This window comes from Nonomuraea sp. NPDC049141 (assembly GCF_040648415.1).
Classification (GTDB): domain Bacteria; phylum Actinomycetota; class Actinomycetes; order Streptosporangiales; family Streptosporangiaceae; genus Nonomuraea.
In genome coordinates this window covers 1-12,636 of the sequence record NZ_JBEZDR010000011.1, presented here as the reverse complement: position 1 = coordinate 12,636, position 12,636 = coordinate 1, and the positions used below count along the sequence as shown (strand labels likewise).

Genomic DNA, 12,636 nt, shown 5'->3' with positions numbered 1-12,636 from the left:
AATCCTTATGTGGGGAGATCGGACCAGGCAGGCGCCCGCGTGGCGCGGGTGCCTGCCATGGCGTCCATCGCTGGACGGAGCGGGAAGGGGGTTACTGGAAGAGTGACTTCCACTTCTTCTGGTAGGCGGTGACGGCCTCGGGCGTCAGCTTGGCCGGGTCCTGCAGCCGCACCTTGTCGTTGGTGATCAGCGTGCCGGGGATGTCCGGCAGCACCGCGCCGGCGGCCAGCGCGATCAGCTCCTGGCCCTTCGCGGTGACCATGAAGTCGGCGAAGAGCTGGGCCGCGTTGGGGTGCGTGCCGCTCTTGAGCACCATGCCGTAGAAGCGGGCGCCCCAGGCGCCGGTGGGGGCCATTTTGAAGTCGACCGGCGCGCCCTTGGCCTTGGCGGGGACCAGCGACGACGGTGCCACGAAGGCGCCGGCGGCGATCTCGCCGGAGGAGAGCGCCTCGGACATAGGCAGGGCGCTGGGGTAGATGCGCGGCTTCTGGGCGGCCAGCTTCTGCACGAAGTCGGCGCCGTAGGTCTCCTCCAGCCAGAGGTAGAAGTCGACGATGGAGGCCGCGGTGGGCTCGATGACGCCGATCTTCCCGCCGGACAGGGCCGGATCGAGCAGGCCGGTGTAGTCCGTCAGGCCCTTGGCGTAGAGCTTGGTGTTCCAGCCGAAGGTGAGCACCACGGAGTTGGTCTCGAAGTAGTTGCCCGGGTGGACGTACTTCTTGATGTCGTAGGCGCCCTTGCCGGTCAGCTCCGGACCGGTCGGCGCGAGGAAGCGGCCGTCCTTGGCGTACTTCTGCACCCAAGGCAGGCTCGCGCTGACGAACATGTCGGCGATGCCCTTGCCGGTCTGGAACTCTGTCTCGATCTTGACGCTGAGGTCGCCGTCGACGCCGCGGACCGGCTCGACGTCGATGCCCGGGTACTTCTTCTCGAAGGCGGAGGCCAGAGCGTTCAGGCGGTCCAGCGCCTGGGCGGAGTAGACGGTGATCTTGCCTTCCTTCTTCGCCGCCTCGATCAGCGCGTCCACGCCCGCCGAGGCGGGCACGGCCTGGACCTGCGTCTCGCCGCCTCCGCCGCACGCGGCCAGGGACAGGCTGGTCATCAGCAGCAGGACGACGGGCAGTGCACTGGGCCGTCGCGGGTGTGCTCGCATTCTGGGCTCCTCAGATGAACCGGCTCCCAGCTGAACCGACGTGCCCCCGTGCTGACTTCTTGCTGGTTTGTGGCCGCTGGCTTAGATTTCCTGGAAGTTACCAAACTGAACTCAGTTTTAGCAAGGGAGTAACCCATGGGCGCTCAGCTGGACGGCATGACCTTCGTGATCACCGGCGCGGCACGGGGCATGGGCGCCGCCACGGCGCGGATGGCGGCCTCGCGCGGGGCCGCCGTCGTCGTGGCCGACCTCGACGACGTGGCGGGCGCCCGTACCGTCGAGGAGATCACCGAGGCCGGCGGCAGGGCCCGCTACCAGCACTGCGACGTCACCGACGCGGACCAGGTGCGCGAGCTGATGCGGGCCGCGGCCGAGGCGTTCGGCGGGATCGACGTCCTGCACAACAACGCCGGCATTCACGAGACCATGCTCGGCGTCCCGCTCTCGATCGAGGAGATGCCGCTGGAGGCGTGGGATCGGGTGATGGCGGTCAACCTGCGTGGCTCCTGGCTGTGCGCGAAGTTCGCGGTGCCGTACCTGAAGGAGAGCACGCGCGGGCCGTCGATCATCAATTGCGGCTCCACCGGCTCGTTGGTCGGCGGGGTGTCGAGCCTGGCGTACGGGGCCAGCAAGGGCGGGGTCGCGCTGCTCACCAAGAACCTGGCGGTCGAGCTGGCCAGGTATGGGATCAGGGTCAACTGCTACTGTCCGAGCGCGACGGAGACCAGGATGGTGAGCGACTACCTGGACGCGGGGGACAACCGGGACGAACGACGGCGCATGCTGACCCGCACCCAGCTCGTGGGGCGCATCGGCACCCCGGACGACATCGCGGCCCTGGTCTGCTTCCTGGCCGGCGGGGAGGCGGCGTACGTCAACGGCGTGGTCTGGCTCGTCGACGGCGGCTCGCTCGCCTGGCGCGGCACGGTCGACACCCTCGGACTGGACACGGTCTGATCATTTCGCGGTATGAACCAACCTCAGTTCGGTAGACTACGACGCGATCATTCCGAGAGGAGGGGGCGTGGCGGGGAAGTCTATCGCTGACAAGGACGCGGGACCGCGATCCAAGCGCGGCGCCATCCTGGAGGCCGCCGTCGGCTACTTCGGAGAGTTCGGCTACGAGGCCACCAAATGGTCGGCCGTGGCCGACCGGGTGGGCATCAGCCAGACGTCGCTCTATCACTATTTCGAGTCGAAGGCGCACTGCCTGCTGACCATCATGCACCACGAGCTGCACCGCTCACATGAGCACTTCCTGGAGGCCGCGGCCGGCGTCGACCCGGCGGAGGGGCTGCGGGCCGCGCTGTCCGGCGCCTTCGACGTCACCCAGCAGGAGGTGCTGCAGATGCGCATCCTGCAGAACCACATCGGCCTGCTGGAGACCCCGCGCAGCTCCAAGCGCGAGGAGGAGGCCCGGCAGGCGGCCCGCGTCCTCGTCCACAACATAGAGGTGGCGTGGACCGGATTGCTGGAGCGCGGGATGGAGGCCGGGGTGTTTCCCCGGCGCGACCCGCACACCCTCGCCCAGGCCGTGCTGGGGCTGCTGGTCAGTGTCTGGCGGTGGTACCGCTGGGGCGGACGGCTCACCCTCAACGAGGTGCGCGACTTCTACGTCGGGTGCGCGCTGCGCATGGTCGAGAGCTAATGGAGAACTAACGGCTGGAGGTCCGCTGCGATGCGACTGACCGACTGCTACGCCTGTCTGGACGGGCCGGACCCGGAGAGCGGGCTCAAGCTCGTCGCCCCGGACATCCGCTTCCTGATCACGCTGCCGGGTGTCGTCTTCCCCTCCGATGGCGAAGGGTAGAACGCCGTGTACGACCTCGTCCTGCTCGCCTCCGGCCCGCCGGAGTGGAGCCATGAGCGGTTCATCACCTGGTGGCGCCGCGAGCACGCCGACCTGACCCGCCTGCTGCCTGGGCTGCGGCGCTGGCGGCACGTCGCCATCGACCGGGCCCTCGAACCCCAGCCAGTGAGACCCAGCCGGTGAGCCCTGACGAGGGCTCACCGGCTGTCGCCGTCTCAGCCGGCGGCGTCGATCCGTACCAGCGTCTTGCCGATGTTGTCGCCGCGCATCAGCCCGGCCAGCGCCACCGGCGCCCGCTCCAGGCCCTCGATGACCGTTTCCCGGTAGCGGAGGCGGCCCTCCCGGATCCACGCCCCCACCTCCCGCGTCATCTCGGGCAGCAGGTGGGCGTTGCTGCTGGCGCGGAAGCCGCGGATCGTCAGGTCGTTCGTCACCGCCAGCATGAGGTTGGACGGCCCCGGCGGCGGTTCGGGGGCGTCGTACTCGGAGATCATGCCGCAGATCGCCACGCGGCCCCCCTTGCGCAGCGCGCCGAGCGCGGCCTGCAGGTGGTCGCCGCCCACGTTGTCGAAGTAGACGTCGATGCCGTCGGGTGCCGCCTCGCGCAGCGACTCCGGGATGGAGCCGGCCCGGTAGTCGAACGCGGCGTCCAGGCCCAGCTCGTCCAGGAGGTAGCGCACCTTCTCAGCGGAGCCCGCGCTGCCGATGACGCGGTGCCCGCGGATCTTCGCCATCTGCGCCACGAGGGCGCCGACGCAGCCCGCCGCCGCAGAGACCCACACGACGTCACCCTCCCGCAGAGCGGCGATGTGGAAGAGCCCGGCGTACGCGGTGAGCCCGTTGGCGCCCAGCACACTGAGGTAGGCCTGCGCGGGCACGCCCTCGACGTCGAGCCTGGTGAGCGTGCCCACGCCGCCCAGAGCCTGGCCGCCCGCCTCGACGAGCGAGTAGTCGCGCCACCCGGAGGCGTGCCAGACGGTGTCACCCGGTGCGAACCCGTCGACGCGCGACGCGACGACCTCGCCGACCGTCATGATGCCGTCCATCGGCGCGCCGAGCGGGAAGGCCGGGAAGTAGCCCGGCGGCGACTTCTCCCTGAGTCGCAGCCGCAGTGCGGCGTCGGCGGAGGTCCACGTGTTGCGGACGAGCACCTCGCCCGGCCGCGGATCCCGCACGGGGACCTCGACGACGCGGAAGTCCGACGGACGGACCTCGCCGCGCGGGTACGCGACCGGCTGGACCTCATGGCCGATCATGGCCGCACGCCTTCGCGTGCCGCCCCGGCTGGCGGCAACTCGGTGGTCCTGCCGCACCTCTGGCCAGAGTTTTTCATGAACTGAATTCGTATCATGCGGTGTTCGGCCCGTCCATATCTGGTGGTCCGAGTGTGGAGCGGTGTACGTGGCGAGCGAGGCATACGTGCGGCCAAAGTTCTTGAATTGAAGTAGGTTTGATTTGCATGGACTTCGGATAGCTTCACGGTCGTGAAGGCGACACCATGGAAGACCAGCGCTACGATCGTCGGCCTCGGGATCACCGAGATGGGCAAGATCTACGGCCGGAGCGCCGCCGACTTCGCCGCCGAGGCGATCGCGCTCGCGCTCGCCGACGCAGGTCTGGACAAGACCGACATCGACGGCCTGCTGGTCAACGGCAACGGCAACGTCGACATGGAGCCGCGCCTGCAGATGACGCTCGGCTTCCAGGATCTCGCGATGCTCAACGTGATGAGCGCGGCGGGTTCGACCTCCGGAGCGATGGTGCAGTACGCCGCGCTCGCCCTCGATGCGGGCATCGTCTCCCACGTGGTGCTCGTCTACGCCGACGCGCCGCTGCGGCAGGACGTGGGCGCCGCCGCGGCCTACGCCCGCCGAGGCGCCTGGAACGGCATGAACGGCCTTCGCGCCGCGTACGGAGAGTTCGGCGGCAATCCGCCGTACGCGCTGGCCGCCCGCAGGCACATGCACGAGTACGGCACGACGAGCCGGCAACTGGGCGCGATCGCCGTCGCGCAGCGCGAGTGGGCGCGGCTGAATCCGCGCGCGCAGATGACCAAGCCGATGACTATCGACGACCACCAGAGCTCCCGGATGGTCGTCGACCCCTTCCACCTGTTCGACTGCTGTCTCGTCTCCAACGGGGCGGTCGCGGTAGTCATGACCACGGCCGACCGCGCGAGGCATCTCCGTCAGCCGCCCGTCCACCTGCTCGCCGCCACGCAGGCCGCGCCCGGAGACAACCAGCGGGCCGGCCGCGATCCGGGGATCGACACGGGCGCCCGGCGGGCCGGTGAGACCGCGTTCGCGATGGCCGGCATCACGCGCGACGACGTCGACGTCCTGCAGCTGTACGACTGCTACACCTACACCGTGCTCGTCACGCTGGAGGACTACGGATTCTGCGCCAAGGGCGAGGGCGGCGCTTTCGTCGAGGACGGCAGGCTCGGCCCCGGCGGCTCCTTGCCCACCAACACCGGCGGCGGGCAGCTGTCCGGTTACTACATGTGGGGCTTCACACCGCTCTCGGAGGCGGTGATCCAGGCGCGGGGCCAGGCGGGCGAGCGGCAGGTCGGCAGGAACGACATCGTGCTCGCGAGCGGTAACGGCGGCGTTCTCAACTACCACTCGACGACGATCTGGAGCAAACATGCCGCCTGAAGCCGCCGCACAACGGCCGATACCCGTGCCTGACGAGGCCAGCGCCCCCTTCTTCGAGGGGGCCGCCAGGGGCGAGCTGATGCTCCAGCGCTGTGGCTCGTGCGGAGCTTTCATGTGGCCGGTCAAGCCGCGCTGCGTGGAGTGCTTCTCGGGCGAGGTGCGGTGGGAGCCCGCGAGTGGCCGGGCTTGCCTCTACAGCTTCGTCGTGGTGCACCAACGCTATCCGGGCTTCGAGGAGTCGTACGTCGTCGCCACCGTGGAAACCCCCGAAGGGGTCCGCTTCAACACCAGCGTCGTCGGCGCCGCTCCCGGCGAGCTGAAGATCGGGATGCCGCTCGAGGTCGTGTTCGAGCCCGTCTCGGCCGACGTCGTCGTGCCGAAGTTCAGGAGGGCAGCATGAGCTACGAGTTCGTACGGTACGAAAAGCGCGGTCGCGTCGCGTACATCACCCTCAACCGCCCCGAGGTGATGAACGCGCTCCACCTGGAGGCGCACCTGGAGCTCAAGGAGATCTGGGAGGACTTCCGCGACGACCCCGAGGTCTGGGTCGCGATCCTGACAGGCGCCGGCGAGCGGGCGTTCTCGGCGGGCAACGATCTCAAGGCGACGGCGCAGCGCACGGCCGCCGGGGGCGAGGTCCAGGGCAACGCGCGACCGCCGTTCGGCCGGATCACGCGCGACTTCGACTGCCCGAAGCCGATGATCGCCGCGGTGAACGGCGTCGCCGTCGGCGGCGGCTTCGAGATGGCCCTCGCCTGCGACATCGTCATCGCGGCCGACCACGCGCGGTTCGGGCTGCCGGAGCCGCGGGTCGGGCTGTTCGCGGGCGCGGGCGGCATCCACCGGCTGGCGCGGCAGGTGCCGTTCAAACACGCGATGGGGCTGCTGATGACCGGCCGCATCATCAAGGCGGAGGAGGCGCACCGGATCGGGGTCGTCAACGAGGTGGTGCCGATCGCGGAGCTGATGGCGACCGCCGAACGCTGGGCCGCCGAGATCCTCCAATGCTCTCCGCTCTCGGTACGGCTGACGAAGGAGGCCGCCTTCGACGGTCTCCTGCACAGCGTCGACGACGCGTTCGAGCGCGATCACACCCGCCGCGAGACCCTCCTGGCGTCGGCCGACTATGTCGAGGGCCCCAAAGCGTTCACCGAGAAGAGAAAGCCGCAGTGGACGGGCCAGTAGGGGAGAGCGCGCCCGGCGCCTCGCGTGACGTCTCCGCGCGCCTTCGTGCGCTGCTGTCGCCGAAGAGCGTGGCCCTCGTCGGCGCCTCCGACCGGCTGGGCTGGTCCACCGGCTCGTTCGCCAACTTCGCGCGGCTCGGCTTCGAGGGCTCCCTCCACCTGGTCAACCGCAACGGCGGTGAGGTGCACGGCCGCCCATCCGTCACGAGCTGCACCGAGATCGGCGAGCCCGTCGACCTGGCTCTCATGCTCGTCGGCGCGAACGCGCTGCCGGTGGCGTTGGCCGACGCCGCGGCGGCCGGCATCCGCTCGGTGGTCGTGCTCGCCGCCGGATTCGGTGAGACGGGCCACGAGGGCGTACGCGCCCAGCAGGAGCTGGCCGAGCGCTGCCGCGAGCTCGGCCTCATGTGTGTCGGCCCCAACTGCCTCGGGTTCGTCAACGTCGTGGACCGGGCGCCCGCCTGGTCGGGGCCGATGCCTTCAGTGGCTCCCGGCGGAGTCGCGGTGGTGTCCCAGAGCGGAGCGACGGCCTACACGATCGCGTCGTTCGCCGCCACGCAGAACATCGGGCTCAGCCACGTGATCTCGACCGGCAACGAGGCCATGGTCGACACGGTCGACATGGCCGCGGCCGTGCTCGAGGACGACCGCGTGCGCTCGGTGGCCATGTTCATGGAGTCGATCCGCGACGTCGGGAGCCTCCGGCGGCTGGCCGCGCGGGCGGCAGAGCTCCGCAAGCCGATCGTGGTGATGAAGGTCGGCACGAGCGCCCTCGCCGCCGAGATCGCGCTCACCCACACGGGCGCGCTGGTCGGTGACGACCGGCTCGTGGACGCGGCGCTGCGGCAGTTCGGCGTCGTCCGCGTGGGGTCGTTGGAGCAGCTGGCGATCACGGCGGGGCTGCTCGCGCGTACCGGACCGCTGGTGCCCGGCGGGCTGGGCGTCGTGTCGATCTCCGGGGGCGCCTGCGACATCATCGCCGACCGGGCCGAAATCGCCGGGGTGCCGCTGGAGCCGCTCGCCGAGGAGACGCAGGAGCGCCTGTCGCGGTTACTCCCTTCCTACGGCGCACTGCGCAATCCGCTCGACATCACGGGCGCCGCGTCGGAGAACCCCCAGCTCTTCGCCGATGCCCTCGCCGTGTTCGCCGACGATCCCTCCGTGGCGCTGCTCGCCGCCGTCTACGTCCTGCCGACGGAGCAGCGCTCCGAACGCATCAGGCACAAGGTCGAGATGATCGCGAAGGGGCTGCGCGCCGCCGGAGGCCGTGGCGTCCTCATGGACCAGACCTTCGACACGATCAGCCCGCACACCGCGGCCGAGCTGGAGCGGATGGGGGTTCCCCACGCCCTCACCGGTCTGCGCGACTCCATCGACGCGATCGGCGCGGCCATGCGCTGGTCGGCCTGGCTACGCCGACGACGCATGGCGACGCAAGCCGAGACCGGCCCGCAGGCCGACGGCCATGACGGCCCGTCACGAGAGGAAATCGGCGGCACGTGGCCATCGGCAGTGGCCGGCCCGCCCCCGGAGGCGGGCGATGGCCCGTGGTCGGAGGCGCGGGGGCTCGGGCTGCTCGCCGAGCACGGAATCCCCGTCGTCCCGTGGCGGGCGGCGGCCACCCGGGAGGAGGCCGTCGCGGCGGCTCGCGAGCTCGGGTATCCCGTCGTGCTCAAGGTCGTGTCGCCGCAGATCCTGCACAAGAGCGACATCGGTGGCGTCGCCCTGGGTCTGCGCACGGACGCGGAGGTGGGCCAGGCGTTCGACCGGGTGACCGCCGCGGGCGCGCGCGTGGCCGGCGCGCACGTCGAAGGGGCTCTGGTCGCGCCGATGCGCGCCGGCGGGCTGGAGCTGATCGTCGGACTGGTTCGCGACGCGCACTGGGGGCCGACGCTGGCGGTCGGGTTCGGTGGCGTGTGGGTGCACGTCGCCGACGACACCAGCCTGCGGCTGCTGCCGGTGGACGAGAGCGACGTACGTGACATGCTGGGCGAGCTTCGCGGCAAGGCGCTGCTCGAAGGCGTTCGCGGGTCCGCGCCCGTCGACCTCGACGGGCTGGTGCGGGTGATCGTCGACTTCGCCCGGATGGCCGGACGGCTCGGGCCCGGGCTGGCGTCGATCGAGATCAACCCGCTCAGGGTCGACGGCGCCGAGATCGAGGCGCTCGACGCCGCCGTCCTCTGGCTATGAGAGACGGCCTACTGGTCGAAGACGAGCACGGGCTTGATCGTTTCGCCGGACTCGGCGTCGCGCACGGCCTGTTCGACGTCCTCGAAGGGGTACGTACGGATGAGCTTCTCCACGGGGAGCAGGCCGCGCGCGTGCAGGTCCAGGAGCTTGGGGACGAACTCGTGCGGGTCGGCGTCACCCTCGATGCTCCGGCGCAGGGACCTGCCGCCGGAGAGCCGTTCCATACCGAACGTGAACGGCGGCGTGTCGACGCCGAGCGCGACGCACGTGCCCCGCGTCGCGAGACAGTCGAGCGCCTGGAACAGGACGTCGACGATCGCGGTCGTCTCGATCGAACCCGTCGCCCCGCCGCCGGTGTGGTCGCGAACGGCCTCGACCACGTTCTCGGCCTTCGGATCGATCGTGGCGGAGGCGCCCAGCTCGACCGCCAGCCGACGGCGGCTCTCCACCGGGTCCACCACGATCGTCGAGACGCCGAGCGCCCGCGCCGCCATGACCGCCGAAAGCCCCACCCCTCCGGCTCCGAACACGACGAGCGAGGAGCGCTCGTCGAGGTCGAGCACGTTCATGACGGTGCCCGCCCCCGTCTGCACGCCGCACCCGAACGGCGCGACCACGCTGGGGTCGACGTCCGGGCCGACCACCACCGCATTGTCCTCGTAGGCGAGCGCGTACGTGGCGAAGCTCGACTGTCCGAAGAAGGAGCCGTACACGGCCCGGCCGCCTGCCCGCAGGGTCGTCGAGCCGTCCGGCCGGACCCCGCTCGCGTTCAGCGCGCCGAACCGGCGGCAGTAGTACGGATGGCCGGCGGCGCATTCGGGACACGCGCGGCAGCTCCGGTAGCTCAGCACCACGGTGTCACCCGGCCGGACCCTCGTGACGCCGCAGCCCACCCGCTCGACGATGCCGGCGCCCTCATGCCCGAAAACCACGGGAGAGCGTTTCTCGTTGCCCGGGATGCGCGGCCAGACCCGTCGCATGCTCAGGTCGGTGTGGCAGACGCCACAGGCGGCCAGCCTTACCAGGATCTCGTCCGCCCGAGGCTCGTCCAGCTCGACGTCCTCGACGGTGAAGCCGGGCTCGCCGGCGTGCGCGATGATGGCTCTGGCGTCGATCACGGCCTCCTGGTGACGGGACAAAACCCTAAAAGCCTGCCGACTTTTAGGACATTGTATTAGGAGTCGTACATGGGTGCCGAGCAGGTCGTACGTGATTTTCTTTACGTGGACGGCGAGTGGGTCGAGCCGGAGAAGGGCCGTACCACTGATGTGATCTGTCCCTTCACCGAAGAGCCGATCGGCCGCGCGGCGCTCGCCGGGCCCTCCGACGTCGATCGCGCGGTACGCGCCGCGCGCGCCGCGTTCGACCACGGCCCGTGGCGGCACACCACGCCCCCCGAGCGCGCCGAGGTCCTGCGCCGTGCCGGCCGCGGGATCGAGGCCCGCTCGGAGGAGTTCACGCGGCTGGCGGCCCTGGAGGTCGGATCCCCGATCCGGGACGCGGCGCAGCAGGTCGCAGCGGCGAAGATCTTCCTCGACTGGCATGCAGGCCAGGCCGAGACCTACCCCTGGGAGGAGGACCGGCCGGGCGCCTTCTCCAGCCTGCTCGTCCGGCGCGAGCCGGTGGGCGTCGTCGGCGCGATCGTCCCGTGGAACTTCCCCCTCGGCCTGACCATGCCCAAGCTGTGCCCGGCACTGCTCACGGGGTGCGCCGTCGTGCTCAAACCGGCGGAGGAGACGCCGCTCTACGCGTTCCTGCTGGCCGAGGTCTTCGAGGAGGCCGGGCTGCCGCCGGGTGTCCTGAACATCCTCCCGGCCGACCGGATGGTGAGCGAGGAGCTTGTCAGGCACCCGCTCGTGGACAAGATCAGCTTCACCGGCAGCACGCGGGCGGGGAGCCGGATCGGTTCCCTCTGCGGAGAGCAGATCAAGCGTTTCGCGCTCGAACTCGGTGGTAAGTCCGCGGCGATCGTCCTCGACGATGCCGATCTTGAGACGGTGATACCACGGCTCGCTCCCGAGACGATGCGCAACAACGGCCAGCGCTGCGTCAACCAGACGCGGGTGCTGGCGCCCCGGAGCAGGTACGACGCGGTCGTCGAGGCGCTGGCGGCAGCGATCGGCGGCTTCCGGGTCGGCGACCCCAGCGACCCGGCGACGGACGTCGGCCCGCTCATCAGCCACGCGCAGCGCGAACGCGTCGAGGGCTACATCGCGGCGGGACGGGCCCAGGGCGCCAGGCTGGTCGCCGGCGGAGGCCGGCCGGGCGAGTTCGCACGCGGCTACTTCGTCGAGCCGACGGTCTTCGCCGACGTGGACAACGGCATGACCATCGCCCAGGAGGAGATCTTCGGCCCGGTCGTCGCCGTGATCCCCTACGACGGTGAGGACGAGGCGGTCGCGATAGCCAACGACTCGGCCTACGGTCTGTCCGGAAGCGTCTGGAGCGGCGATCACGAGCGGGCGCTGAGACTGGCCAAGCGGGTGCGCACCGGCAGCATCGGCGTCAACCAGTCCAGGCTCGACCTCGGCGGGCCCTTCGGCGGCTTCAAGCGCTCCGGCCTGGGCCGGGAGTACGGACTCGAAGGGATCGACGGATACGTCGAGCTCCAGCAGGTGACCTGGCCCGCCGACGGGAGAACCGGTTGAGCCCGGAGCGGCCCGGCTACTGTTGTCGCGACGACAGCCACCGACCGAAGGAGATGCCCGAGAGGCAGGGAGCGTTCATGTCCACCCAGATGAAGGCTTCCACGGCATGACGCTTCGTGCGAACGCTGAACCTAGGGATCCTGGCGCATGTAGACGCCGGTAAGACCAGCCTGACCGAGCGGCTGCTGTTCGCCGCCGGTGTCATCGACGAGATCGGCAGCGTCGATGACGGCAGCACCCAGACCGACTCCCTCGCGCTGGAAACGCCGGCGCGGCATCACGATCAAGTCCGCCGTCGTGTCCCGCTCGGAAACATGGTTTCGTACTGCGAGCTGGGGTTTTGCTGCATGATCAGAGCGGTGGCTGGGACCATCGCGAGCGATCTCGGCTTGACCGATCGTTATCGAGTTCGCCAGTACCTTGACGTCTAAGTTCTGCGCACCCGCATGGCCAGGTCGAATCCGAGCAGCGTCCAGTACGTCCGTGATCCGTCCTTTGGCACAGGGGTTTGAGGGTCCGCATGCCCGCTCCGGTGCCGCAGCACACATCCAGTGCTCTGACATTCAAGATGTACACATCTCGGGGGAGGAGCCCAGCACTCGACCGCCGTCTTATGCGTTCGTCGGCGCGTTCCAGTCGTCACAGCAACAGGTTCACGGGCGAGCTCGGCGTCCCCAGCCCGGGAGAACGGCACCGATGTCGATGGCTATCCCGGTCTGGGGCGTCACGACCACCCGGATGGTCGACATGCTCGTCGGTGAGCGACTGCCACACATCGGTTGACCGATCACGTTGTAATTAATCTACAATGTAAAGGCGGTGAGCGAATGTAACTTATTCATTCGTAAACCCACGAACAAACCATCAACAAGTCCAGCCACAGCGCACACTGAGCTCTCAGTGGGCGTTTAGGCATGGCTCGTTGGCATGTGCCCGCTTTGTGGTCGCAGGCTTTTGGGCTCTTCGTCCTATAGGTATAGATTTGCTCATTCCT

General features: G+C 69.6%; 12 protein-coding genes and 1 pseudogene. 10 read left to right on the top strand and 3 right to left on the bottom strand.

Features of this window, described 5'->3' with window-relative positions; translation table 11 throughout:
• Positions 1-91: 91 nt before the first annotated feature.
• Entirely contained in the window at positions 92-1,153 is a 1,062-nt protein-coding gene (locus AB0B91_RS31180) for an extracellular solute-binding protein (protein WP_358327112.1), read from the bottom strand.
• 135 nt (positions 1,154-1,288) lie between these two features.
• On the opposite strand from AB0B91_RS31180, the gene AB0B91_RS31175 reads away from it, so the two are divergent.
• The 4 genes from AB0B91_RS31175 (at position 1,289) to AB0B91_RS31160 (ending at position 3,146) form a co-directional block, all read left to right on the top strand.
• On the top strand, positions 1,289-2,110 hold the full coding sequence (locus AB0B91_RS31175) for a glucose 1-dehydrogenase (protein ID WP_358327110.1): 822 nt from the start codon (positions 1,289-1,291) through the stop codon (positions 2,108-2,110).
• A gap of 67 nt (positions 2,111-2,177) precedes the next feature.
• Positions 2,178-2,801, top strand: a complete 624-nt coding sequence (locus tag AB0B91_RS31170) for a TetR/AcrR family transcriptional regulator (RefSeq protein WP_358327108.1) — start codon at positions 2,178-2,180, stop codon at positions 2,799-2,801.
• 30 nt (positions 2,802-2,831) lie between these two features.
• Positions 2,832-2,963: a hypothetical protein gene (locus tag AB0B91_RS31165; protein ID WP_358327106.1), complete on the top strand. Its 132-nt coding sequence runs from the start codon at positions 2,832-2,834 to the stop codon at positions 2,961-2,963.
• Between the two features lie 6 nt (positions 2,964-2,969).
• A complete protein-coding gene (locus AB0B91_RS31160) occupies positions 2,970-3,146 on the top strand; it encodes a hypothetical protein (protein WP_358327104.1) in 177 nt (58 codons plus the stop codon).
• Between the two features lie 32 nt (positions 3,147-3,178).
• Here the strand turns inward: AB0B91_RS31160 and AB0B91_RS31155 are convergent, their stop codons facing one another.
• Entirely contained in the window at positions 3,179-4,219 is a 1,041-nt protein-coding gene (locus AB0B91_RS31155) for an NADP-dependent oxidoreductase (RefSeq protein WP_358327102.1), read from the bottom strand.
• 228 nt (positions 4,220-4,447) lie between these two features.
• On the opposite strand from AB0B91_RS31155, the gene AB0B91_RS31150 reads away from it, so the two are divergent.
• The 4 genes from AB0B91_RS31150 to AB0B91_RS31135 are packed head-to-tail and all read left to right on the top strand — an operon-like array spanning position 4,448 to position 8,994.
• Positions 4,448-5,620, top strand: a complete 1,173-nt coding sequence (locus AB0B91_RS31150; RefSeq protein ID WP_358327100.1) for a thiolase family protein — start codon at positions 4,448-4,450, stop codon at positions 5,618-5,620.
• A complete protein-coding gene (locus tag AB0B91_RS31145; RefSeq protein WP_358327098.1) occupies positions 5,610-6,020 on the top strand; it encodes an OB-fold domain-containing protein in 411 nt (136 codons plus the stop codon). Before AB0B91_RS31150 ends, AB0B91_RS31145 begins: the two co-directional genes overlap by 11 nt.
• On the top strand, positions 6,017-6,805 hold the full coding sequence (locus AB0B91_RS31140; RefSeq protein WP_358327096.1) for an enoyl-CoA hydratase-related protein: 789 nt from the start codon (positions 6,017-6,019) through the stop codon (positions 6,803-6,805). The genes AB0B91_RS31145 and AB0B91_RS31140 overlap by 4 nt, the downstream gene beginning before the upstream one ends.
• Positions 6,790-8,994: an acetate--CoA ligase family protein gene (locus AB0B91_RS31135; RefSeq protein WP_358327094.1), complete on the top strand. Its 2,205-nt coding sequence runs from the start codon at positions 6,790-6,792 to the stop codon at positions 8,992-8,994. The genes AB0B91_RS31140 and AB0B91_RS31135 overlap by 16 nt, the downstream gene beginning before the upstream one ends.
• A gap of 8 nt (positions 8,995-9,002) precedes the next feature.
• On the opposite strand, the gene AB0B91_RS31130 is transcribed toward AB0B91_RS31135, so the two are convergent.
• The gene (locus tag AB0B91_RS31130) at positions 9,003-10,112 is read right to left on the bottom strand and encodes an NAD(P)-dependent alcohol dehydrogenase (RefSeq protein ID WP_358327092.1); all 1,110 of its coding nucleotides are present in this window, start codon (positions 10,110-10,112) and stop codon (positions 9,003-9,005) included.
• A gap of 69 nt (positions 10,113-10,181) precedes the next feature.
• Here AB0B91_RS31130 and AB0B91_RS31125 point away from each other — a divergent pair, with 69 nt between their 5' ends.
• Positions 10,182-11,642 carry an aldehyde dehydrogenase gene (locus tag AB0B91_RS31125; RefSeq protein WP_358327090.1) on the top strand — a complete coding sequence of 487 codons (1,461 nt, stop codon included), beginning with the start codon at positions 10,182-10,184 and terminating at the stop codon, positions 11,640-11,642.
• Positions 11,643-11,758: 116 nt separating this feature from the next.
• Positions 11,759-11,945 (top strand): annotated as a pseudogene (locus AB0B91_RS31120) (GTP-binding protein); the annotation flags it as partial.
• Positions 11,946-12,636: the final 691 nt, after the last annotated feature.

Bases quoted from the DNA above. Each gene is read 5' to 3' on its own strand.
- AB0B91_RS31180 (WP_358327112.1), bottom strand. From the start codon at position 1,153: ATGCGAGCACACCCGCGACGGCCCAGTGCACTGCCCGTCGTCCTGCTG.
- AB0B91_RS31175 (WP_358327110.1), top strand. From the start codon at position 1,289: ATGGGCGCTCAGCTGGACGGCATGACCTTCGTGATCACCGGCGCGGCA.
- AB0B91_RS31165 (WP_358327106.1), top strand. From the start codon at position 2,832: ATGCGACTGACCGACTGCTACGCCTGTCTGGACGGGCCGGACCCGGAG.
- AB0B91_RS31155 (WP_358327102.1), bottom strand. From the start codon at position 4,219: ATGATCGGCCATGAGGTCCAGCCGGTCGCGTACCCGCGCGGCGAGGTC.
- AB0B91_RS31145 (WP_358327098.1), top strand. From the start codon at position 5,610: ATGCCGCCTGAAGCCGCCGCACAACGGCCGATACCCGTGCCTGACGAG.
- AB0B91_RS31140 (WP_358327096.1), top strand. From the start codon at position 6,017: ATGAGCTACGAGTTCGTACGGTACGAAAAGCGCGGTCGCGTCGCGTAC.
- AB0B91_RS31125 (WP_358327090.1), top strand. From the start codon at position 10,182: ATGGGTGCCGAGCAGGTCGTACGTGATTTTCTTTACGTGGACGGCGAG.